The following is a 24,096-nucleotide window of genomic DNA, read 5'->3' on the forward strand; positions in this document are numbered from 1 at the left end:
GTTATTTTTTGCCTGAAAAACAGATATTCATAAAATTGCGTAAAATACCCGGGAATTTGAATGGGATACGTGAGAGATACAAGAGGAATATAGAAAAAATACCCGAGGAATACTGAGATGAAATACCTAATTATTCTGGGCGATGGGATGGCTGACTGGCCATGTGAATCGCTGAACAATATGACCCCGCTTGCATACGCAGATATCCCCAATATGGACCGGATTGCTCGCATTGGGAGGTCCGGCATGCTGAAGACCGTAAAAGACGGGTTTGAACCGGGCAGTGATATTGCAAATCTTTCTGTTCTGGGATACGATCCGGCGCTCTACTATACCGGGAGAGGTGCTCTTGAAGCTGTCTCGATGGGGGTCGACCTTGGTCCCGATGACATCGCCTACCGTTGCAACCTGGTGACGGTGAACGATGGGGTGATGCATGATTTCTCGGCGGGTCATATCACGTCAGAAGAGGGTGCCGCTTTACTGGCATCCCTTGATGCGGCACTATCCGGAGTGTCGGTTTATCCCGGTGTTTCATACCGCAATCTGCTGGTGGTGCCCGGTGGGGCAGGAGCAGAGACCAAACCTCCCCATGATATTGTGGATGAAAAAATTGTTGGATACCTGCCGACAGGTGGAGATGCCTCCCTTCTTGAAGAGTGCGTGCGAGTGAGCAGGGAGGTCTTTGCCGATCATCCGGTGAACCGAAAGCGCATTGCGGACGGCAAAGTGCCTGCGACTCAGATCTGGCCATGGTCCGGTGGGAAAAAACCACAGCTTCCGTCTTTTGAAGAGCGATATGGTGTCCGTGGTGCGATGATATCTGCTGTTGACCTGTTGAACGGCATCGCCCGGTGTGCAGGGATGGATGTCATCACCGTGCCCGGTGCAACCGGGTATCTGGACACGGATTATATGGCAAAGGCACGGTACGCGGTTGCAGCACTTGAGAAAGCCGACCTTGTGTATATGCATGTTGAGGCACCTGATGAAGCGGGCCATCTTGGAAGCGCAGAGGAGAAGGTGCGGGCCATTGAACGGCTGGACGAGGCGGTGGGTTACATTCTTGATCATGTGGACGGGGTCATTGCACTCCTGCCTGACCATCCGACACCACTTGCCCTGAAGACGCACACGAGTGATCCGGTGCCGTTTGCGGTGATAGGAAAAGGTACTGATGATGTGGACTCTTACTCAGAAACTGCGGCAGAAAAGGGTTCATTCGGACTGATGGATGCTCTGGATTTCATTCTGATGCTGACAAAGAACAAAGAATAATCTGATAACAATATCACTAAAACAAGAAACCAAAATCATATTTTGATAAAAAACGGCTGGCAGAATGCGTCGGGTGCCATAATGTGGGCATCAGACCCCAGCATCATCATCCGGTTGTCAGTGGGGGTAACTGTCATCATTTGCCCGGCACGGCATTGTCTGCCGTTCGCACTATAACTTATTTTCACCATGCGATAAATACTCGTGCCCTCTGCGGGGAAGAGATAACTACAGAGGGCAGACATACCATATATCTGACAGCAGTATGACATCGGAAAAACGACTGACAATTGGCGTGACTGTGAACCTTGAACGGTATGAAAATCTTCGTGTTGCCGTGGAAGGAGATGTCGAGACCATTGAGGACGCAGAGAATCTCGCCCGGTATCTTGACGATGTACTTGCCGGATTCGGGAAAAATGATCCGGAAACCGAAAAACAGATTGCACATTATCGGTTCCGTGTTCTTCCTGGGAAGGGGGATATTGTGAATGATGGAACTCTGTCTCAGCAGGAAGAACGAGGTACAAAATCAGATCTGTCTGCCGGAATTCCGGTGCAATCAGATGCACAAAAAGGAGTTATAAATCCATCTGATGCTCCTCTGCCCGTAGCGCCGGTAAAGGATGAAACCAGTTTTGTCTGTGCAGACTGTGGTGCCCCGATCTCAAAAAAAGAGAATAAGCTGGGTTATCTCTTTGTGGATCGTCCTCTCTGTAAGGCCTGTCTGGAAACCCTGCAAAAAGCACAGCACTGAGTGTTGCGGGGGTGAACGCAACAAACACCTATTCTTATATATCCCGCCGTGAGATTCACTGGTATGAAAAAGAACCTGCTGATGTGGGATGAGTCAATCTTTAAGGACATGGAGGTATTTGAGTTTGACTTCGTCCCCGGGCAGTTCGATTTTCGTGGTACGCAGGAACAGGAACTTGCCTTTCAGATACAACCGGCTCTCCGTGGTGGGCGCCCCATGAATACTATCTGTCGCGGTTTGCCGGGCACCGGAAAGACAACCAGTATCCGGAAACTCTTTGCCGAGATCGAAGAGCACACCAAAAAAATATTTCCGGTGCATATCAACTGCCAGATAGATAATACCAAATTTGCGATATTTTCCCAGATATTCCGGCGCCTCTCCGGGCATCTCCCCCCTGGTTCCGGTACATCGTTTAAACAGGTTTTTGATGGGGTCTGTCAACTCCTGGCAAAGGAAGATACGGTTCTCCTTGTCTGCCTTGACGATGCGAATTATCTGACGTATGAACGTGAGATCAACAATGTACTTTACACTCTCCTGCGGGCCCATGAGGCTTATCCTGGCATAAAAATAGGGGTGATAACCGTAATCTCTGATATGTCTGTTGACCTGATGCAGATGATTGATGCACGCGTGGTGTCTGTGTTTCAGCCGACTGACATCTACTTCCCGCCCTATGACGAGGATGAGATTAAGGAGATTCTTCTCCAGCGTGTGAAAGAGGGATTTTATCCGGGAGTTATAAATGACGAAATGCTGGCACTCATCACTGAGCATACCCTGAAAGGCGGGGACCTCCGGGTGGGTATTGATCTCTTAAAACGGGCGGGCCTCAATGCAGAGAAGGATGCCCGTCGGAGTGTGGAGCGCGATGATATCTGCCGTGCCTATGAGGTTTCAAAATATTTGCACCTCACGGCAACTGTTCATGCCCTCCGTCCGGAAGAACGTGCCCTCCTGTATCTGATTGCCGAACGCTCACACGAAGAGAATGAGATGGCCGCAGGAAAGGTGCATGAGGCGGTGAAGGCATCTTCAATGAAACTTGGTTATACCCGGTTTTATGAGATGGTCACAAAATTTGATTCTATGCGGCTTATCAATCTGCACTATCGGGAAGGGCGGGGCAGGACCCGTTTGATCACCCTTCGGTACGATCCGGACCGTGTTATTGAAGAGATTGATCGTTGCTGACTCTACCAATTAACAATCCTTATCTATTTTGTTCAAACAATGTATGCGTTAGGAGTTATCTCTTATGATCAGCATTAATGAACTTGCACTTGAGCTCTTTGAAGAGCTTGCAGAATTCCCGGAAGACTTCAATGCAGTATTCCACCAGCTCGACAACGGTGCACGCATCGTTGACTGTGGTGTTCAGGCAAAAGGCGGATATGCCGCAGGAAAACGCTTTACTGAAATTTGCATGGGCGGCCTTGCAGAGGTCTCATTCCGGATGGGCCAGATTAACCACGTCCCGATGCCTTTCATCGATGTCAACACCGATTTCCCTGCACTGGCATGCCTTGGTGCACAGGAAGCGGGTTGGAGAATTACCCACGAGAAGTATTTCGCAATGGGCAGTGGCCCGGCCCGTGCCCTCTCCCGCAACCCAAAGGAGTGCTACGAACTCATAGAATACGAAGACGACTGTGACTTTGCTGTTATCTGTCTCGAGTCTGATTCACTTCCCAATGAGGCAGTGATGCAGAAGATTGCAGATGCATGCAATGTTGATGTCGCAAATGTCTGTGCCGTTGTTGCACCAACCGCATCTGTGGTTGGGTCTGTTCAGGTCGCCGGCCGCTGTGTTGAGACAGCTATCTACCGCCTCGAACAGCTCCACTACGATCCAAAGAAGGTTATCTGTGCATGTGGTTCAGCCCCGGTACCCCCGGTGAAGTCGGACTCCACCAAGGCAATGGGCTGCACCAATGATGCTACCATCTACTTTGGCCAGATTAACCTGACCATCGACGGTGCCGACATCGCAGATTATGTCGACAAGATTCCGTCCAACACGTCCTCTTCCTATGGCAAGCCGTTCTATGACACATTCAAGGCGGCAAATTTCGACTTCTTTAAGATTGATCAGGGACTCTTTGCACCGGCAGAAGTTACCATCAATGAAGTTTCTGAAGGAAAGGTCTACCACTGCGGTGCAGTAAACCCTGAAGTGACCCTCCAGTCCTTCGGCTACCTCTGAATATTTTCTTTTTTCCGGTTTTTTAATTTTCCCGGAATATTTGGTTGTATGCTCTCAGGAACGGCGATATTTCGTAGATTTTTTCTTTTCTTTCGCTTTCTGTGAAATATGGTTATCTGTGCATTTGTTCCACTTTTTTAAAACCGTTTTTAGATATATTGGGGCTAAATATCATTTCGTCATCTTTTTTGCTTACTACCCCAATTCAGGACTAATGACGAATACGCACTGCAAAAAGCACCCGGAAATTTTGGCAACTTCCTCATGTAAAACCTGTAAAACCGGCTGCTGTGATGACTGTATGGGTCCTTTTGGGGTCTGCAAATCCTGCTGGTTCAAAATTGTGGCTGTTCTCTTTATCATCATGATGGTGGGGGCCTCAATTGTATGGTCCTTTTGGGGATTTTAATCAACATTTCTTTTTTGAAATCTCATGAAAATGGGATATGAATGTATTTTCAGCAGATGAAATCAGTTTTTCTCCTTCACTGTCTCTTTCGCAGATTCCGGGTGTGGATTGGAAGGGTGCGATAATTATGAAGATATTGTTGATGGAGAGGTATCCGTAAATCCGGGAGGATTTAAGAGAAGGTATGTGTTGAATTGACAATCGAAAAAGATAAGAATGGAGGAATGACGCAGAAGAAGCACCCTTCCCTCGTTGATTCCGGCATGGATACCCGTCTGGTGTGCTTCTTCTCTCTCCCTCTCTTTTTTTCTCTTTCACATGATGAGAACGATATATCCAAACCAGATGATAGCACCACAATGGAGGATGAGAAAGAACGGGACAAGCTTAAACTTCAGTTTTTGCGTTTTGTGACGGAATCGACGCATGCCTGCGTATGCCCCGAACGGCCCAAGGAATGCTGCGATGATGAGAGTTTTCTCTGGTGTACGCCACGCACCGTTTTCTGCCTTACGCTTGTCTTGTCTATAGACAAGAAATGCGATGATATTTACCACGACGTAGCAGGCCGCGAATATGATGATGTTTTGCATGGGATGTTTCCTTTTTTTGCAGGGAAAAAGCAGAATACAGCTGAATCAGGCAAATTTACTGCAATTTTTTCTTCTGAAAGATGTATGGTGGCGTATCATAAATAGGCTTCAGGAAGGTATTATGCAGAAAAAAGGGAGGGAGAGAGATAACAGGAAAAGAAAAGAGACTATGAAAAAAATGTGAATGACTGTATTTGAGAAGAAGGAAATTGAGACGGGGAAATTGGAACGGGGAAACAGGAACGTAAATGAGATTTTCAACACTTTTCAGCGATTTGTCACGATGAATTCGGAAGGCTTAACTCCTTTGAAAAAAATGGAATTAAGGCACAAGGTGTTAGTAGGGCTTGTGGTCTAGTTGGTTATGACATCGCCTTTACACGGCGAAGGTCCCCGGTTCGAATCCGGGCAGGCCCATCGTTTTTCGGCATATGAATTGTTTTTCATCTTTGATTGGAAGTATTCAACGGATATTCAATTTTTTCCATCGATACTTCGGAAATATCGTATTCTTAACCTAATCATGATTTTACGAATTCAGTTTTGGGACTGAATTACCAATTAAAATCAATCTGCCCGAATTCGAACGTATTTTAAAATATTCAATTGTGGGGATTTTCCTCCCACATTTCATCCCATCGGCACGTAAATCTCTGTCAGAATATCCTCTTCTGCCACTTCACCCGGGTCATTCAGGTACACCTCGCGAATTGGGCCGGTTCCTTCCTTTTTGTGTGCAGCCATCCATTCGAATACTTCGTTGTAGGTTACCTCTGACGTTGCATACGGCCCTTTGTGAATCGCTTTCAGCATCGTCCCACCGGGGAGTTCATAGCAGGTGATGCCATCGGTGCCTTCTGCAGTGATCTCAACCGGGGATGGTATTGGGATTGCGACTTCAATGTCGGCATTTCCTTCCTCTGCTGCCCGCATCGTTTCTTCAACGGATGTCTCGTGGCAGACAAATAGTGGCATGCCGGCGATCTCAATTTCTTCCTGTTCCACGTAGGTAAAGAGTTCCATAATCATTGCAGGAATCTGCTCCTGGTAAAAGCCCCGGCGGCGTATGCCAAGGACTGTCTGTGGTGCAATATCAGTGATGATAATGTCAGTCATAGGTGTTCATCGAAGAATTGCTTAATATTCTATTTATTGATTCGCCGGGCAGGATGAAAGTGATAAATGATTAAAGGAATGCCTGTGGCGGGGATATATTGCAATACCTGCCACTGCTGTCATTCTTCCTTTCTGAAAAGGAGATGTAAATATATTGGTAAAAATGGGAGGTAATTAAACCCCGGCAAAGGTGACAGTGAACAATTCAGTATCTGCCGTTGTCTCTTCCCATGGGCGGGTGTATCCCGCGTCAAAGGTTCCGGAGGGCTCCCCGTCAAATGTTACCAGCCACTTGTGAATTCCGCCTGCACCGGCAAGAGGTGTCTCAGAATATGGGGGAACAAATGAGTCAGCGGTAATTTCTGCACTGCCTGAAACTGATGCATTCCACTGATATCCGGTCGTTGGGTTTTCATTCAGTGCGACAAGCACAGCACCGTCTTTTGGCACAGAGATGGTGGTTCCGTTGTCAGCACTGGTCACATCAACCACCGAGGTTCCCTCCGGTGCTACGTAGAAGGTGATGGTGTATCTCTCATCATCCGGCTGAATATCTTCCCACGAACGGACGTATACGGCACTGAATGTCACAAGGCCGGTCGTGTTTGGCTTGAGAGTCCAGACATGCACACCGCCAGCACCAGGTATCTGTTCTTCTGGTGGGATGAACGTGTCACCGGTGATAGCGAGGCTGTCTGCATCGGTCACATTCCAGGAATATCCGGTTGTGGGGTTTTCCGGGAGTCGTATTATGATCTCTGTCTGCATGTCAACAGGGATGATATCGCCGTTGTTGTCCTGCGCAACTGAGACAGTGTTCCCTGGCACCGGGGTGGGTGTCGGTGTTGTTGTCTCTCCTCCTGTATCAGTCGTGGTGCACCCCGCTGCACAGAGAATGCCGACGAGGGCGACTGCGATTAATATTCCGTATATTTGTTTCATAGGCGCTCAGTGGAATATTGGCGGGCAGATTGATAAACCAAGCGATAATTTCGAATTCATTCGCACTCATATCCGGCATTTGAAAAAAGAAGATTTTTTCTTACTTTCTGTCTTTACTGCTTTCGCCACAGCACCAGAAGCAACAGCACACCGAGGGCGACAATTACCCAGAGGAAGATGTAATAATATGGTGATTCTTCTTCCTCTGCCCGGGCCATCAGGGCAAAATTGCCGGGTTCCGTCACGGTTGTCTGCAGGATTTGCCCTCCTTCAGATGAGACTTTTGGAACTGCAATCAGCGCCGGTTCCCCTGCATCGGTACGGTAGATACCATAGGTATTTTCTGCAATTCCTGTCGTGTTTTCCAGAAGGTCTGCGGTGATGATAACAACAGGCAGTTCTGTTGATTCTGCTGCGGCGATGAATGTGATGTTCATCGCATCCCCGAAGAGCAGGTAGCCTTCGGGTGCTTCATAAGGGTCATACAGAAGACCAAAGTCTCGCCCGAAAATGGAATACGGATCACACCGGTACTCGGTGTCAGAGAATATATCTGCTGCAAAAAATGTAGGACCCTGCAAAGATGGTGCTTCTACCCTGCATTCGGATGCAGCATAGAACTGGATATACTGGGTGACATCCGTAAATGTGGAACCGGTGATCGTGAACTCACTGATGCCAATCCCGAGGACTGCACCCCCAACCCCTGCGAACATGGTGTCCTTCAGTCCACATCGATTTGAATTTTCCATAATAATGCCGATTTCAGAACCGAGAAGGCGTGTAGTCTCAACCGCCGTATCAGATGAATCTTTAATTGATATGCCCACACTATCGCCGGAAACTCTGGATCGGGATATTGTTGTGGTATTGCAGAACACTGTTTCGATACCCGTTCTGAGGGCAGTGATTTCTGTGTTGGCAACTGCACTCTCTCTGCAACCAGTGAGGATAATTCCGCTGTCATCGCTTATTATCCGGCACCCATCTACCCGGAATCCTTTCGTCTGGTTTGCAATTATCCCGGCACCTGATGCAATACAGACCAGATTTTGGATGACAACATCATCTGCATTCACATAGAGGGCGACAGTGTCAGCACCGGTGCCTATGGTGGCACTGTCTTTTCCAGCGAGGGTGATGGGAATATTTACAATTACTCCGCCTGGATAGGTGCCCGCTGCAATTTCAATCACATCACCAGGTAAAGCTGCATCAAGTGCCTGCTGCAGGCCAGAGTAGTCTTCTCCGGAAGGTGCAACCGATAGAGTCTGGGCCTGAACACTTCCCGTCATCACTACGAGGAGAAACAGAAGAATGGTGGCTGCCCGCACAGATATTCTGCTCATAATTTCACCGTCCGGAGGGTTACATCCCGGGTAAATGACTGCTCCAGATCCATCTCTGCATCAGAACTGAGGAATGAAAAGAGGGTGTCATGATATGATCCTGTGTCGCGTGTCGACCACGACTGTTCAAAGACGTTCTTTCCGGTCTGTTCCAAAAAGCCAGTGATCTTTGTATCGCTGAGTGCGGACATCTTTTCATTTATCCCGTTCCCCTGACGCATGAGTGTATCACTGATCCATCTATCCGGATCGTCAGAGTCGAGCACCGGCATACTTTCCATGCGGATGGCAGTCATTGGCCCTGCGCTTCCGACAGAGAGTGTTCCTGCTGCCGGAATCGTACCGCTGGTCGTTCCCCTGTGGGGAGTGCCGTGGGAAAAAAAGGTCATTGTGGTATCATATGAATGGGTGCCTGTAGCGGGCAATGGTATTGGATAGGGGGTAACAGGTATTTCATATGATGAGAATTTTTCGTTAAGTACTGTGTTGATGGTCGGATACCCGGCAACACGGCCGTGAATGGATGAGTTCACATTCCATTCCTCTTCAAATGGCACGATGTCATAGTGTTCACTGGTGGGTGAAGTTTCATACACTGTATAGCCGGAGGAGAAGAGATCATATGAATCCGAGAAGGTGTATGAGGCATCTGTCAGTTCTTTTCCTGTATTCTTCTCTTTGGTGGTGTGTCCGGTAAAGCCGAATGAATAATCATATGCAATGGAATCATGCATACTCTGGAACGAAAATTCATACGCCATTTTTCCGGACTCTTTCCAGTTTATGGTTCCTGCATACTCGTCCTTTTTTACATGAATTTCCACCCATGTGTCAACCGCATCACTATACCCGACTCCGACATCCTGGAAGAGGATGCGCATCTGTTCTGTGCCCTCTTTTGTTCCGGCGATAAACTTCAGGAGCACCTCACCGTTTGCATCGGTGACCGGGTTCCCTTTTGTATCCGTTTTTCCGGCCACAATGACGCGGACCCCGTCCGAAAGCCGGTATTTCTCGAGATAGATACTCCGGTCAGCAAGCGGGCGGCGGGTATTGTCCGGCGACAGTTCAAAGAGGGAAATGATGACATCTGTCTGTCCTTCCGGTGGGATCTCTGTTTTTGCCGGGAGCGCCTCCAGGATCACCCCGGTGATAGGAATATCCACGCGGTATGTTGCGTCCTTTCCGCCACGTCCGTCTGTTCCGATGTTCACCGTATCTTTTCCAGCGCCGGTGCCCCGTGCGGCGTCCAGCCGGTAGGTGGCATGTGCCGTCCCGTCAGCACCGGTGACGGCATACTGCCATCCATACCAGCCGGGGTCTTCTGATTCGCCCTCACCACGCACCCATCCCCTTGTTGTTTTTGCTTCAAAGTAGACCTTTGTGCCCGGCACGGGGTCACCAGCACAGGTGGTGACCGTCGCTGTGATGGTTGTGGTGTCGCGGATGTCTTCTGCCGTTACCGATGTGGGACTAATTGCCATAGAGAGTGACGGGCCGCGTGGTGGAACCGGATGCGTTTTTTCATGCGTTCGGATAAGAGCTGAAAGATCGCCGAGGTCTGCTGCCGCCTGTGAAACCGCACCGCCCAGTCCTTCCTCTGAGACAGCTTCGGCAGATGCCCGTCCCACCACGATGAAGAGGTCGGCATCTGAGAGAGATGAGGTGACCACATATCGTGACCCCACCTGCCTGATGGAAAGTGCTGCCACATACTCCGCATTGATCTTCTGTCCGATGGAGGCTTCGTTTGTCACGGTATCTGTGCCGGCTAACATCCTCTCATGTTCTTCCCGGAGGAGTTCACCAATCTCCGCTGCTGAACTGATACGAACACCTGGGTTTGCTTCCTGCAGGGTCTGTGTGAATCGGAGGTTCAGGAGAGCCGCTGTCTCAGCAGTTACGCTGTCACCCGCTGAAATATGTGTTACATAAACGGTCGGTGCCAGACATCCGTCTGTCTCTGCAAGAGCTGGTGTAAAGAGGATACTCAGGAACAGCAGGGCCAGAAGAGATGTTTTCATGTTCATGTGCTCACCTCCGTGTATATGTCCCCCATCGGTGTCAGAAAAGAGAGTTCCTTCACCGTCGTTTTTCCTGCCTTTACTACTGCCTGGTTGGCAGATCCGGTGGGAATTATCCACAGACCACCATCCGCGGTGGTGCACTCGCCGTTTACAAGATACGTGCCTGCAGGCACATCCAGGGTGATTTCCGTATTGGGGTAATCTGTGATACGTTCCAGCACGATTTCCCGTGTGGAAATGTCTGTCAGTCTGATTCTGCTTTCAGTCACCGTTTTTATTCTGACATCACGGGGGAATACCAGTTGCAGGGTTCCATCGTCCCGTGAAACAGTGAATGTGATCGTATCTTCTGCAAGGGGCGTCCCTTCCCTTCCGGTTAACCGGGCACGGACGGTATAAGTGCCATCCTGCCACCCCTCGCTGATGGGTTCGTCCAGCAGGAGTATGTACTGAGATATCAGTGGTTCCATCCTTGTGGCAGCAAAGGTTTCTGTTCCTCCCGGCAGATAGAGATCCGGCCCTTCCGGGGGTTCGAGGAGAACCGTCAGTGAGGCATCCATGTCCTCCTCCCCTCTGGTGATAGCAGCAGTGACACGAAGCGGCATTCCGTCCGCGAGGTCTGGACGGTTCTGGTAGAGGTTCACAGAAGGTGTTGCACTGTAGTATACCGGAACAGATGAGAGTGATACCAGTTGACTACTTCCCTTTGGTGTGAGGGTCGCGACCAGTTGATATGTCCCGGGAACATTTTCCCCACTGAAAATAACGGAACCCGGAAGGCGGCCGTTGTGGTTATTCGTGACAGATTGTCCGTCAAGAGGTGTCACATCACCTGTCCCTTCGGGAAACGATATTTCTGTTCCGTCAGGTGCGATAAGATAGACGGTCGCATTATACTGATCATCAGGTGCAACGCCTTTGATCTTTACCCATGCCATCATATCCTCATCTGGTCCGCATGCCTGGTCGGGAGTGAATACCTCAATAGACGGAGCGGATATCTGCAGGGATGGTGCAAGGTTTATATTACGGACGTGCCACTCGGCGAGGCTGTCTGTGTGCGATGGGTTTGTTGCGTGGATGAAGGAGATGATATTCTCATCATCTGTCACAACCATTTCGTCAGGCACCGTCACTGAGTAGGTCTGCCACCCGGTTCGCGGGTCAGCAATGGTTGCCACCTGCCCGTTTCGTGAAGCGGATTTTGTGACTGTCGCCCCTTCTCCGGGAACTCCGGTCAGCTTCTGGTTGATGAAGACGCCGACGCTCTCTTCTGCGCTCGTCTCAGCTTCAAAGGTGAGGGTATAGTTCCCTCTCTGGCCGGTGAAGCTGAACGTTGCTTCGTCAGGATATGCATCGGTACCCACTGTTTCCATCTCTCCCAGTGCAAGGGGAATTACCGTAAAAACAATCGTTCCTTCCCCATAGCGGCCATAGTAATCCACGCCTGTCACGGTGATGGTATGGGTGCCGAGGGTCAGGCGTCCGATGGGAATGGCTGCACCGGCTGTTACCTGCACCATCTCACCATCGTCAAACTGGTAATATGTACGGGACAGGGGCCGGGGTGCGGTGTAGGTAATCTCGGTGAATCGTTCGGTCATTCGGACCGGTGCTGGGGTGAGAATCCGGATTGCAAAATCGGGCTCCTCAACTATCGGGAAGGGATAGGCGTCCGCGGGCGTTGCGTCATCATCACCGTCATCCGGTGGAGTGGGTGTGGGGGTGGGCACTGGGGTGGGAGTCAATGGTGGAGTTGGTGTGGGAGATATGGTGGGTGTCGGTGTGGGTTCTGGAACCTGCACAGTAAAGTTTACGGTCGTGGAATTCACATTGCCGATGATATCGTCGGCAAAGACACGGAGCAGATGGCCACCGTTCGGAATGGAGGTGAGTGTCGTATTCGGGATGAATGCCATGTTCCCCCCGCTGTCAAGGGTGTACCACCAGGAGAATACATCACTATCCGGTGAATGAACGGTAAGGGGAATCTCATGGGAGGTATAAGTCATGTTTTCTTTCGGTGAAATCAGTTCTATCCGGGGTGGGGTGGTATCCACCTCTGCCATGAAGGTCACAACGGAGCTGTTTTTATTTCCGGCTTCGTCCCGTGCACCAACGAGCAGGGTGTGGGAACCGTTGTCGAGCAGCGGCAGGACGATATCCGGGACAAATGTCAGATTTTGCCCGTTATCGAGGGCATACCACCACGTAGCTACATCACTGTCCGGGCTTGAAACCATAAGGGGGACACTGGCTGCCGGGTAGGTTTCACCATCAACCGGCGCATGGATGATGATCACCGGCGGCTTTGTATCCGGGATGAATGTGTCCACCAGGGGATAGTAGTCTTCTCCCGGGACGCCCCCGCCGGTGGTATACGGCACCGATGTGTCGCCCAGCCCGTCACCTGTCGTATCTTTCCCGGAATAGTCATCCCAGAAGTTTCCGGCTGTCCACGGCCCGCCAAGGATATTGATGACTGAGACAGGCGTTCCATTCCAGTGGGTATCTGCGCCCCAGTTCTCTGCAGGGATTATTGAATTGTTGAAGAACCGGTTGTTAAAAATAAATGCACCCTGGCCATGGTTTGCAATGCCTATGCCCTGGCGGGTTGAAAAATCATTTCCGATAAAGCAGCCTGTTACCACAAGACGGGCATTGTCTGATCCGGAGTTCCGTATCCCGTATGATTCGTCTTCCTCGCTGGAATGGCCGTTGTTTGTAATTGTGCAGTCCTTAATGAGGACATCCGGACAGCTGTACTGGAGGAATATTCCTGTCGGATTATTGGCCGTTGTTGTTGAGCGTATTATTTGCATTCTCTCGGTATCTGTTGCATAAATGCCTGCATAGCCGCTGTTATCCACCGCATCCTGCCCGTTTGAATCCGCGTGGGAATCTGTTATGGTAATATCCTCTGATTCTCCGACAAGGATGCCATGGTAGGCATTTCCGTGGGCAGATATACCGTTCAGGCTGATGTTGTCTGACCGGTAGATGAGGAGTGACTGGGCATTATTCTCCAGGTAAAAGTCAGCAACCGTACAATCGCTGCACCCAATGAGCGCAAGATAACCGGGTGCGGGAATGAGGGTGGAGTAATTGTATGTCCTGCCTGTCTCCCCCACGACCCAGTAGATGGTTTTTCCGTCTACGGTATTTGTCGTGTCAATGACATTCCGTGCCGGTTTTCCGGAGGCATAATTCAGATCGCCTGCATATCCGAATCCATAGGTGCAGTCTTCTATGGTATTTCCGGCCATCAGAAGATTGTCCACGCCTCCTTCCAGCAGGACGCCGTATTTATGATTCCTGATAGTATTATTCAGAACGGTGTTCCCATTCTCATCAATGTGAATGGCTGCGAAGTGGTGTTCAGACGGGCCTGATATAGTATTTTCAGAGACTGTGTTCCCGTCACCCGCAATCCGGATATTGGTCCGGTTCAGAAGGGTGTTGCCTTTGAATAAATTCCCACTGGTATCCTCAATGAGAATCGTATGCGTATAACTGGCCTCATCAGAATCAAAGAGATTGTCTTCAAACTGGTTTCCTGTCGGATAACTGTCCACTGAAGATTTAAAATAGGTGTTTTTGAGGGGACTGTTGACTGTGTCTCTCACAATATTGTTGGTGAAACGGTTGTTTTTCGCATAGTCGAACCAGGCCCCGTACCGGGTGTCACTGATGGTATTGTTGTAGATGAGATTGTTATCCGACCCTGTGGTGGCAATGATGCCATACCATCCATCCTCAAGCCGGTTGTTGCGGACGATAATACTGTCTGCATCACCAAAACTCCATGATGAAACAGTCCCTGCCGCATATCCTATTCTGACACAGGCAGAATCCTGTAGGGAACTGATGGTAGCATTTTTCCACTCCGCCTCGCGGATGTCAAACCCTTCAAGGACGCACCCGTCAGCACGGAATGCAAATACATCACCAATCTGATTGGTGGGATCATTTGCTCTCCCGGTGACAACCGGCCACCCGATACCGGTCAGGGTTACCCGGGATGCGACCTCATGGTATCCTGTGTAATTGCCTGCGTAGACGAGGATGGTGTCCCCGTCCACCGATGAAGCGAGTGCATCGAGAATTGTTGTATAGTCCGCGGGAGGTACCGGAATGTTATTATCGTCATCATCGACTGTGATGATGCCCGATGTCTGTTCCGGTGTGATTCCATCTGATTTGGAATATTTGTCTCCGTAAAATTCCGCGATTTCAGTTCCCTGGAGTGGAAGGATCGCATCTGCCTCTCCATACATTTCGAATATTCCTGGTGTGACAACGATGCCGTTTCCTGTCTGTGCATAGTCTGCTGTGTCCTGTATGGTGCCACGATCTGCAGGAATGGCAATCTCTGCAGCCAGACAACCTGAAATGCCTGCCAGAATGATAAATAATACTAATATGAGTCCCCATTTGCCTAATTTCAGATTATATATGATAGATCCCCCCGAATCCCGTAAATCTGGTGTTTGGCAGCCACTGTCCCCAGAATCAAGTGTCTGCCCGTAAGGGAAAATGGGTTTATCTGATATTAGTATTTTGGCTGTCCTGAACATGATTGCCAGCCCAGGTTCCCGTGACAGATGGATTATATATGGTTTCAGGAATACTGAGGGGTATGAAGGAGGGAGAGATGGGTGAAGGCAGGAGTGCTTCAGTATGCCGGAAAAACCAGATTAGGGGAATTATCTCTGCCCTGATGCCTGTCTTTTGTCTGCTTGTGGTGTTGTCATGTGGATGTCTTGATGCATTCTGGAATATCTCGACGGGTTTGGAAGATGGTGATTCTCCATCTCCTGTATCATCTGAAGGTGCCCGGTCGTCATTGGTGAGTAATGAATCTGTGGAAACTTCCTCTGCCCGGGGAGTGATGCCAGAGGATGCCGATGGTGTGGGTGGAACAGGTGGTGGTGTGACTGATGAGTCCGGTGAGCTGATGAATCCTGTCTCCCCTGATTCGTTTTCTCTTACCTACGCCCCGGCTGATGGATATCAGGCAGAAGAAGGAGAATTGCTTGAGATGCAGGTGCGGGTGGTGCCGGGTGAGGAGTTTTCGGCCCCTGTTTCCCTGCGGCTGGATATTGCTGTGCCATCTCCCGGCCTGCCATTTATTACCCTGTGGGAGGGTTCATTTGATCTGGGCACCACTTCCCCTCCGTATCGTCCGGTTACTTTGTCCCTCCCACTTGACCCGAATTCCCCCCCGGAAGAATTTGAGTGGGTGACAGGTGTTGCCCGACAGGCAAAGACATTGGGCATCGCCTCATTTTCCGTTAATGTCAGGATAACGGCAGAAGGTGGCGGGCAGATCGTGAGTGAATCACCATCTTACACGGTCCGTCTCTCCTGAAGTCCGGAATCGTAGACGTGCCAGCTCTTCCGTTCTTTTGCATGGACGCTGGAATGGCATCGCTCACAGAGGGTGATGAGATTATCAGGTGTGTCATTGGTCCGGTCGCCGTCCCGGTGATGGATGTGGAGGTACTCCTCAGCACCGCAATGCCTGCATCGGTGGCCGTCCCGAGCCAGAATGACTTTCCTAAGCTGTTTCCATTCCTTCAGCCCGTATTTGTCCCGCACCGTGACTACCATGTCGTGGCGGTGGCAGAAGAGAATCCCTTCTCTGCGCACTGAATATGGACAGGAATAGCAGAGGCGCCGGTAGGCGTTCAACCCCGTTTGATCCCTGCAGGGTGGAATGCCTCCGGTGTGAAATGAAAAGAGACTACGCTGAAAATCAATTGCCTGTTTTGGCCGGGCCATATCTGGTCATGATATGGTATCGGAAGCATCCTTTTAAAATCAGGACCGTGCAGGGTGAAAGTTCAGAGACGTAATGGGGAGGTCGCAGCTTCTGTTTTTTCCGGCCGGAAATCCTCATGTATTTTTCCGTCACGGAGGCGAATTACCCGGTCAAAGTATTCCATATGCCAGTTCTCATGAGATACCATGATCACGGTCAAATTCATTTTTTGGTTAATGGTCTGGAATAAATCAAGCACTGCCCGTGAATTGGTACTGTCCAGATTGGCACAGGGTTCGTCTGCGAAGAGGATCTCCGGGGTGTTGATGAGTGCCCGTGCAATTGCCACCCGCTGTTGTTCACCTCCGGAGAGTTCAGATGGGAGATGTGCCATACGATCCCCCAAACCTACCTGGCTGAGGAGTTGCCTGCTGCGGCGGGAATATGACTCTGGCCCTTCTCCCCGTGCCATTGCGACAAGGGAGACATTCTCCTCTGCAGTCAGTTCAGGAACCAGTGCATAATCCTGAAAGATAAACCCGAACCGGGAAAGGCGGAACATCCCCTTTTCTGACTCGGAAAGAGAGATGACATCCTTGTCATCAATGGCAATTGTTCCTTTCGTCGGTGGATCAAGCAGGCCAAGCATATGGAGGAGAGTTGATTTTCCTGACCCCGATGAGCCCATGATGCCCATGAACTCACCTTTTCTGACAGAAAATGTAACTCCGTCGACTGCTGAAACCTCTAATGTCCCCATGGTATACCGTTTCCTAAGGTCTCCGACCTTTATGTATTCATCCACCTCTGATTGCCTCCAAAATTCCTTCGTTTGTCACTCTCCAGGCCGGGATGAACCCAGCGATAGCAGATGAGATGAAAAGCAGTGCAGTATTCTCGACGATCATTGCCCATGTCACGATGGGTGTCACATTCCCGTCCGGAAATTCAATAGGATATGTGGTAAAGGTAAGGACCATCGCCCCGAGGAGAAGGGATCCGACAATGGCTCCTATCAGGCAGATAAAGATCACCTGCATTACATACGAATTGATGATGATGCTTTTTTTCAGACCGATTGCCTTGAGGATGCCGATCTGTTTGCGGTTGTTGAACGTCTTAATCGTGGTCATGATAAAGATGAGGACAACCGCGATGACCAGTCCTCCAAAGACGCTGATCATGTTGATTATCGCAAAGGACTCAATTGACTCACTCACGACATCAGGCAGTGCTTCTTCCCATGTCTTGACATTCTCTCCAACACCAAATTCAAGAATTCGTTTTTTAACGAGTGGTGCATCTTCGTTTGATATAGTCTTCACAAGCACTTCTGTTGCCTGTGCCCCGCCCGGGCCGGTGACAGCATCCATCTCATCTTTTGTCACAAAGACCATGTAGTCTGCCTGGTACGACTTGGTGTTTATTATTCCCTTAATTCGGTATTCCCTGACGACACCGTTTGCATACCTGACACTAACTGAATCTCCGACTGTGGCACCACCGAGGGAGGCATAAAACTCGCCGGTATCATCTTTTTCGCCTGCCACGAGACTGCCGATGATGATCTGGTCCCTGTCTCCGCTGCCAAGGAAATCTCCATCCTTTATGTGTTTGTGAAATAAGGTGACCTCTGTCTCATCCCGTGGATCAAAGGCATCAATCTTCATTGCAACGTTCTTATCTTCGAAGTCTATTGACCCCGCCATGGGATAGCGGGCAGAGGCCCTCACGACACCTGGCACCCGGTTGACCGTTGCAAGCAGTGTCTCCACATCATCGATGTACCGGACATCTTCGGGCGGTTTGATGATGACATCTGATGAGATGTAATCGATGGTCTGCTCATAATAGACGTCCATTGCTCCCATAATCACCGAAGGGAGGAATATCATATTGGTGAGTACCAGCGCAATGATTATGATATACATGGCATTTCTGCCTCTGCCGCCCCGCTGGATTGACCGGGTCGCAAGAAAGGCAGACACTCGCAGATCATTAAACATTGACTATTCCTGCCCGGTCTTCTTTCGATATATCAGGAAGTAATAGGCACCGCCCGCCGCAAGAATGAGGACAATTATAAATCCGATAACTCCCGCGGTTGTATTTTGTGTTTTCACCGGAAGAGTGAGGTCAAATGATTCAGTATGCAGACCCCAGTCATCCTCCCAGGTGACGGTTAAGGTATAAGGGTAATCCCCGCCATTTCCACCGTCAAGAGAAAATACTGCCGGACCATCGTTATTCGGTTTAATTTTTCCGATAAATGCTTCTTTTGTCCCACCGAAGGGCAGGTCTATCTCTGCTGTGGTTGAGATGGCCTCATCTGTGCCCGTATTCTCCAGCCGGATGGTCATCTCAAAGGGTTCTCCCCCGGAAATTTTGGCTGGTTCGGTGCGCACCGATGCGATGGAGAGTTCTGCATGCCCATGGACATCAAGGGTGAGGGAGTCTTTCAGTGCCACCGGTAATCCGTCCACGACAGCGTAGGTAATTTCAAGGGGAATCTCCTGCACACTGTTCTCCAGTGACCGGCTGGTAACAAGACTGACCGTGAATTCCTCTGACGCTCCGGGTGCAAGCGTATCAAGATAGAATGTTCCGGTCTGTACGGGGCCGACATAGGGGTTGTCATCTGCAATCCGGATACGGATGTCTGAAGCAGGACTCCTGCCGCTGTTTGTGACGGTTATATTGCGGTTGAGAGTCTCTCCTGGAACCACATATCCGGTATCATCCTGTGTTACAACCAGCATTGCCGTGCTGAGGGTTGCTATCGGCATATTCACATTCACCGGCACCGGGTAGGTAAGCCCTTCTGCACCCCGTACCCGGACACGAAGAACCGGGAAGTAGATGCCTGCTTCTTCCGGGGCTTTGATCAGAAACGAGAGAGTGACTTCCTGTCCCGGACCAAGGTCGCCCGTGAACTGTGAGTTTCCGCCGAGGACTCTTATGTCATTTCTGCCGTCTAAAAAGACGCTTGTAATCGTGGGGTTTAAATCTGTCTGTGTGGTGATCTGCACGTCAGATTCGGTCGCCGTCGATGTCTGCGCTGTGTTCTTCAGAACGACGGTGATCATGCCGGTATCCCCGGGCATCAGGACTGTGGGTGTAACCGTGCTCCCTGTCGCCATGACTGTCGGTTCATACAGCCCTCCGGCTGCAATTCCTGCCAGTGCTGCTATGCAGATGCAGAACACGCACACATATTGTATCATCCTGTAATTCTCCCGTTTGGTATACATTGCCTCGCCCCGTCTGGTAATATAATTACTGTGACGGTAAGCAATTAAAAAGAATTATGGTCCTTTTTGTGTAATTTTGAATAATGTGGTAGGCACGTATTTCAGATAATCCTGAAAGGAAAGCAGGATCGTAGGTAAATGCACCGAAAAGCTGAGATGTCGCTGTTGGTGCTGTCCAGGACGTGAACGTTTGGCAGAAATGGTTCCTCGGAATCCCTTTGCCATTTTACCAGGCATGCCTGTGGGGGGAGTATTCCTGTGTATTCATATGCCCCCACTCCTCCATATGGACACATAATCCGGAACAAAATGGTGCATTCACAGGATGAACTGAATCAAAACAGATTTCGTGAAGATAATCCGTATGTTTTCTCCGAAATATTCCTACATGCGGTTTCCCGAAGTAATTTCAATATAGGGAGAGTACATATCTGCATATGAAGAGAGTTGGACAGGGAGTCCGGCCGGCATCAGGATGTTTGGAATGAGTGACAATTATTCAGCGAAGCGCCAGCGTCTCATTGATGAGATGCAGGGAGAAATTATCGATACTGACAAGAAGATATCGGAATACAGCAAAGTGCACGGGGCAGGAAAATATGCAATGGTTCTGATTTTTTTTGCATTTATCATGAATGTTATTTTCTTCATAGAACTGCCAAATTTCAGCCTCTTCTGGGTGGTGTCATCCTTCCTTCTTCTGATGTTTAATCCAATTATTCTGATGCTCCCGACTCAGAAATCAGATATCGCCTTTCCGTCAGACAAAGGAAACGGGGGTTTCACCGATCTCCTGCGTGATGCGGCAACAAGTGCCGGTACGGCGGTTAAACATGAACGCAAGCTCTATGCAGAGTCTCTCTGGAATCTCTTCTTTATTAACTGCCAGCCAATAGCCCCGGGTTTTATTCTGCTCTTTTCTGTAAGTATCATCCTTGCTTTGACTGGTCTTTTCACCGGATTTTTTGAAATCCGATCAGCGATAATACTCATTGTACAGTCCCTTGCGATTATTGCTTTTTATATAGGGATAATGAAAATAAAACCGTATTCTCCTGGTTTCTTCTCCGGAATTCTGGGAATACGCACAGACATATCACGGAGCATGAATCAGGGGATTGCAAACGGAATGAAATTCATTCTTGTCATGGCCTTCCTTGCAGCCATATCAGGCGTACTGATACTGGGTGTTTTACTCCTTCCGGGACAGTCGCTATCCAGTGTGATGAGAATAGAAGGATTCGTTGCCCTCGGGCCGAATGCCCTTCCCCTTCTTCTGGTATTTTTATCACAACTTCTGGTTGTGAGGTATTTTCAGGGGATATACAGCAGGAAACTGGTTCTTGACGTCTCTGTATATAACAATGGACTTATGCGGGATACTATGCTTACCTCTCTTCAGGCACTTCCGGAAACTCCCGGGGAGGATGCGGAAACAGAACTCGAGACCATCAATAAAGCGTATACGCGGCTCCATATGTTCAAAGTAGATGATCAGGTGTTCGCCGGATATTTCCCGGTGTGGATGATTGTCCCGAATCTTGATGTGATGATAACACGAGCACCGAAAAAAGAGAATCCCTGAGGGTGTTTTTTACATTTCATCCCTGAGCATGATGATAACACCGTAATTGTAGGGCTCAGCGGGATTAATCTGCATCCCGTTTTTCAACCCGACAACCTCGAGGTGATATGTCTTTACATTCATGGGGAATATGCGGTCAGTCTGTGATTTATAGGGAATTCCTGAGGATATGACGTCGTTATAGGATGTTATGGCAAAGTCTTTTGGTACATTTGCATAATTGTAGGCAAATCCGACCATGAAAAGATTGTCCCCCTCACTTGCCATATTGCCCCCTGCTCCGGTGGCATCAATGTCCAGACTGACATAGACCCCCAGGACATTGTTAATTGGTTCTGCCCGGATCTCTGTTTTGTAATCCGGAACCCCGGGCGATTTGACAAAAATAGGTTCGGTAACGGCCCACGTCTCTTCCATGGTAGGAACGGGTGTAATTACCGGTGTAACGGGTTCCGCCGGTTCCTCTGTCGTGGCACATCCACATATCAGCGCTGCGAGGATAAGTGCAAATATGGCAAGAGTGCCTGATCCTTTCCGATTCATAGTAGAAGATCCATCATCGAATATATACTATGTTGGTCTCTCTCGAATTCATTGCGCTGTTTCCATACGTTTATTTGTGGTCTTTAACATGGTTTACTACTACATGACATCTGGCGAATATCCTACTGCAACAGTGAATGGGAAGGAGATCCCGTACGACCCCAGCGCCCTAAGGAAGATCCGGGAACACCCGTGCTATAGCGAAAATGCGTCTCACAAGTTTGGAAGAATGCACCTCGCGGTGGCACCAGACTGTAACATCCAGTGCAATTACTGTATTCGTGACTTTGACTGTGTCAATGAAAACCGCCCTGGTGTATGCAGTAGCGTGCTCTCTCCGGAAGAGGCCATTGTGCTGGTTCGGGAAGTGATGAGCAAGGATTCCTACGTCAAGGTGATAGGCTCTGATATTTTTCCAATCTCCCACCCATCCGGCACCATAGTGAAGAGCAAGGATTCCTACATCAAGGTGATAGGCATTGCAGGGCCAGGTGACCCACTTGCAAATGATGTGACCTTCGAGACACTTCGTATGTTAAAGGAAGAGTTCCCGGTTCCCCTCAAGTGTCTCTCCACAAACGGCCTGATGCTTCCCGAGTATATTGATCTTCTCGATGAGTATGGTGTAAGTAACATTACCGTCACCTGTAATGCCATAGATCCTGCCATTGGTGAGAAGATATACTCCTATGTCGAGTGGGAAGGGGAGAAACTGCATGGGCGTAAGGCCGCAGAACGCCTCCTTGCACAGCAGATGAAAGGCATTGAGATGGCGGTGGAACACAAGATGGCTGTGAAGATAAACACGGTTCTCATCCCGGGTATCAACGACCACCATGTGGTTGATGTTGCAAAGAAGATGGGGGAGATGGGTGTCTATACTTTCAACATTATCCCAGTCATTCCGCTGTATAAATTTGCAGATATCATCCCGCCCACTCTTTCAGACAAGAAGGCAATGCATGATGCATGTGCCCCCTTTGTCCGCCAGATGAGGCATTGTGAACGCTGCCGTGCTGATGCTATAGGGAAACTGGGAAAAGATGTGCAGGAAGAGATATACCGGAACCGTGGTTCGCTGTAATTTTCCAATTCTTTTTTAGTTCTGTTTTTCGCTTATTTTTCGGATATTTCTGTAACCGAGAGTTTAGAGCGATCGCTATCTGAAAAAGAGAGAAAAGGAGCCTGAGTAAAGGGATTGGGCAGAATTGAATTCTGTATCTGTTTTGGCTATTTCAAAAAATGGGATAATAGTAATCCTTACTATGTTGGTCTCTCCTGGATTCGTTATGTCGTTTCCATACGTTTATTATTAGTCTGCAACAAATTTGGCTACTATATGACATCCGGCGAATATCCCACCGCAACAGTTAACGGGGAAGAGATCCCGTACGACCCCAGCGTCCTCAGGAAGGTTCAGGAACACCCGTGCTATAGTGAAAATGCGTGTCACAAGTTTGGTAGAATGCACCTCGCGGTGGCGCCAAAATGTAATATCCAGTGTAATTACTGTGTCCGTGACTTTGACTGTGTCAATGAAAGTCGGCCCGGTGTCTGCAGTAAGGTGCTCTCCCCCAAAGAAGCCCTCGTGCTGGTCCGGGAAGTGATGGCGAAGTTATCATACATCAAGGTTATAGGCATTGCAGGGCCCGGCGACCCCCTTGCAAACGAGGAGACCTTCGAGACACTTCGTATGTTAAAGGAAGAATTCCCTGTTCCCATCAAGTGCCTGTCCACAAATGGGCTGATGCTTCCCGAGTATATTGATCTCCTCGATGAGTATGATGTAGGGAACATTACGGTGACCTGCAATGCGATTGATCCTGCAATCGGGGAGAAAATATATTCCCATGTTGAATGGGAAGGAGAGAAACTGCATGGGCGTGAGGCCGCAGAACGCCTCCTTGCACAGCAGCTGAAAGGCATTGAGATGGCGGTGGAGCGCAAGATGCTGGTGAAGATAAACACGGTTCTCATTCCGGGTGTTAATGACCACCATGTCGTTGATATCGCAAAGAAGATGGGGGAGATGGGGGTCTATACATTCAATATTATCCCGGTCATTCCGCAGTATAAGTTTGCCCACATCACTCCACCCACGCTTGCAGACAAGAAGGAGATGCATGACGCATGTGAGCCGTATGTCCGCCAGATGAGGCACTGTGCACGTTGCCGCTCTGATGCTATTGGAAAGCTTGGGAAAGATGTGCAGGATGAAATATACCGGAACTGCGGTTCACAGTAATATATTTCTACAATTTTTTGATTTTATT

At 49.3% G+C, this 24,096-nt stretch carries 20 protein-coding genes and 1 tRNA gene; 9 read left to right on the top strand and 12 right to left on the bottom strand.

Annotation, left to right across the window (positions count from 1 at the left end):
* Positions 1-117 precede the first annotated feature (117 nt).
* Positions 118-1,278, top strand: a complete 1,161-nt coding sequence (locus L0665_RS09905) for a cofactor-independent phosphoglycerate mutase (protein ID WP_274925523.1) — start codon at positions 118-120, stop codon at positions 1,276-1,278.
* Positions 1,279-1,313: 35 nt separating this feature from the next.
* Here L0665_RS09905 and L0665_RS09910 read toward each other — a convergent pair whose 3' ends face one another.
* On the bottom strand, positions 1,314-1,523 hold the full coding sequence (locus tag L0665_RS09910) for a hypothetical protein (protein WP_274925524.1): 210 nt from the start codon (positions 1,521-1,523) through the stop codon (positions 1,314-1,316).
* Between the two features lie 20 nt (positions 1,524-1,543).
* Here L0665_RS09910 and L0665_RS09915 point away from each other — a divergent pair, with 20 nt between their 5' ends.
* The 3 genes from L0665_RS09915 (at position 1,544) to mch (ending at position 4,244) form a co-directional block, all read left to right on the top strand.
* The gene (locus L0665_RS09915) at positions 1,544-2,035 is read left to right on the top strand and encodes a hypothetical protein (RefSeq protein WP_274925525.1); all 492 of its coding nucleotides are present in this window, start codon (positions 1,544-1,546) and stop codon (positions 2,033-2,035) included.
* 63 nt (positions 2,036-2,098) lie between these two features.
* A complete protein-coding gene (locus L0665_RS09920; RefSeq protein ID WP_274925526.1) occupies positions 2,099-3,232 on the top strand; it encodes an ORC1-type DNA replication protein in 1,134 nt (377 codons plus the stop codon).
* A 64-nt stretch (positions 3,233-3,296) separates the two neighbouring features.
* Entirely contained in the window at positions 3,297-4,244 is a 948-nt protein-coding gene (mch, locus tag L0665_RS09925) for a methenyltetrahydromethanopterin cyclohydrolase (RefSeq protein ID WP_274925527.1), read from the top strand.
* A 723-nt stretch (positions 4,245-4,967) separates the two neighbouring features.
* Here the strand turns inward: mch and L0665_RS09930 are convergent.
* On the bottom strand, positions 4,968-5,246 hold the full coding sequence (locus L0665_RS09930) for a DUF1294 domain-containing protein (protein ID WP_274925528.1): 279 nt from the start codon (positions 5,244-5,246) through the stop codon (positions 4,968-4,970).
* Positions 5,247-5,589: 343 nt separating this feature from the next.
* Here L0665_RS09930 and L0665_RS09935 point away from each other — a divergent pair.
* A tRNA-Val gene (locus L0665_RS09935) sits at positions 5,590-5,663 on the top strand.
* 213 nt (positions 5,664-5,876) lie between these two features.
* On the opposite strand, the gene L0665_RS09940 is transcribed toward L0665_RS09935, so the two are convergent.
* The 5 genes from L0665_RS09940 to L0665_RS09960 form a co-directional block, all read right to left on the bottom strand.
* On the bottom strand, positions 5,877-6,362 hold the full coding sequence (locus L0665_RS09940; RefSeq protein ID WP_274925529.1) for a GyrI-like domain-containing protein: 486 nt from the start codon (positions 6,360-6,362) through the stop codon (positions 5,877-5,879).
* A 174-nt stretch (positions 6,363-6,536) separates the two neighbouring features.
* Positions 6,537-7,304 (bottom strand): protease inhibitor I42 family protein, encoded by a 768-nt coding sequence (locus L0665_RS09945; RefSeq protein WP_274925530.1) that lies wholly within the window; start codon positions 7,302-7,304, stop codon positions 6,537-6,539.
* 113 nt (positions 7,305-7,417) lie between these two features.
* The gene (locus tag L0665_RS09950) at positions 7,418-8,653 is read right to left on the bottom strand and encodes a right-handed parallel beta-helix repeat-containing protein (protein WP_274925531.1); all 1,236 of its coding nucleotides are present in this window, start codon (positions 8,651-8,653) and stop codon (positions 7,418-7,420) included.
* Entirely contained in the window at positions 8,650-10,683 is a 2,034-nt protein-coding gene (locus L0665_RS09955) for a hypothetical protein (RefSeq protein ID WP_274925532.1), read from the bottom strand. Before L0665_RS09955 ends, L0665_RS09950 begins: the two co-directional genes overlap by 4 nt.
* The gene (locus tag L0665_RS09960; RefSeq protein WP_274925533.1) at positions 10,680-15,257 is read right to left on the bottom strand and encodes a NosD domain-containing protein; all 4,578 of its coding nucleotides are present in this window, start codon (positions 15,255-15,257) and stop codon (positions 10,680-10,682) included. Before L0665_RS09960 ends, L0665_RS09955 begins: the two co-directional genes overlap by 4 nt.
* A 62-nt stretch (positions 15,258-15,319) precedes the next feature.
* Between L0665_RS09960 and L0665_RS09965 the strand changes: the two genes are divergently transcribed.
* Positions 15,320-16,051, top strand: coding sequence for a hypothetical protein (locus L0665_RS09965; RefSeq protein ID WP_274925534.1), 732 nt, complete (start codon positions 15,320-15,322; stop codon positions 16,049-16,051).
* Here the strand turns inward: L0665_RS09965 and L0665_RS09970 are convergent.
* The 4 genes from L0665_RS09970 to L0665_RS09985 all read right to left on the bottom strand — a co-directional run bounded on the left by L0665_RS09970 (position 16,030) and on the right by L0665_RS09985 (position 19,668).
* Positions 16,030-16,464: an HNH endonuclease gene (locus L0665_RS09970; RefSeq protein ID WP_274925535.1), complete on the bottom strand. Its 435-nt coding sequence runs from the start codon at positions 16,462-16,464 to the stop codon at positions 16,030-16,032. The genes L0665_RS09965 and L0665_RS09970 overlap by 22 nt on opposite strands.
* Positions 16,465-16,526: 62 nt before the next feature.
* Positions 16,527-17,204: an ABC transporter ATP-binding protein gene (locus L0665_RS09975; protein ID WP_274925752.1), complete on the bottom strand. Its 678-nt coding sequence runs from the start codon at positions 17,202-17,204 to the stop codon at positions 16,527-16,529.
* A 37-nt stretch (positions 17,205-17,241) separates the two neighbouring features.
* Positions 17,242-18,450 carry an ABC transporter permease gene (locus tag L0665_RS09980; RefSeq protein ID WP_274925536.1) on the bottom strand — a complete coding sequence of 403 codons (1,209 nt, stop codon included), beginning with the start codon at positions 18,448-18,450 and terminating at the stop codon, positions 17,242-17,244.
* Positions 18,451-18,453: 3 nt separating this feature from the next.
* Positions 18,454-19,668 (bottom strand): COG1361 S-layer family protein, encoded by a 1,215-nt coding sequence (locus L0665_RS09985; RefSeq protein ID WP_274925537.1) that lies wholly within the window; start codon positions 19,666-19,668, stop codon positions 18,454-18,456.
* Positions 19,669-20,179: 511 nt separating this feature from the next.
* On the opposite strand from L0665_RS09985, the gene L0665_RS09990 reads away from it, so the two are divergent.
* On the top strand, positions 20,180-21,280 hold the full coding sequence (locus L0665_RS09990; RefSeq protein WP_274925538.1) for a hypothetical protein: 1,101 nt from the start codon (positions 20,180-20,182) through the stop codon (positions 21,278-21,280).
* Between the two features lie 9 nt (positions 21,281-21,289).
* On the opposite strand, the gene L0665_RS09995 is transcribed toward L0665_RS09990, so the two are convergent.
* Positions 21,290-21,823, bottom strand: coding sequence for a hypothetical protein (locus L0665_RS09995; protein ID WP_274925539.1), 534 nt, complete (start codon positions 21,821-21,823; stop codon positions 21,290-21,292).
* A 103-nt stretch (positions 21,824-21,926) separates the two neighbouring features.
* Here L0665_RS09995 and L0665_RS10000 point away from each other — a divergent pair, with 103 nt between their 5' ends.
* Together L0665_RS10000 and nifB are read left to right on the top strand one after the other, a co-directional pair.
* Positions 21,927-22,907 carry a radical SAM protein gene (locus L0665_RS10000; RefSeq protein ID WP_274925540.1) on the top strand — a complete coding sequence of 327 codons (981 nt, stop codon included), beginning with the start codon at positions 21,927-21,929 and terminating at the stop codon, positions 22,905-22,907.
* Between the two features lie 255 nt (positions 22,908-23,162).
* Entirely contained in the window at positions 23,163-24,068 is a 906-nt protein-coding gene (nifB, locus tag L0665_RS10005; RefSeq protein ID WP_274925541.1) for a nitrogenase cofactor biosynthesis protein NifB, read from the top strand.
* Positions 24,069-24,096 lie beyond the last annotated feature (28 nt).

Origin of the sequence: Methanogenium marinum (assembly GCF_028912405.1) — an archaeon.
GTDB lineage: Archaea > Halobacteriota > Methanomicrobia > Methanomicrobiales > Methanomicrobiaceae > Methanogenium > Methanogenium marinum.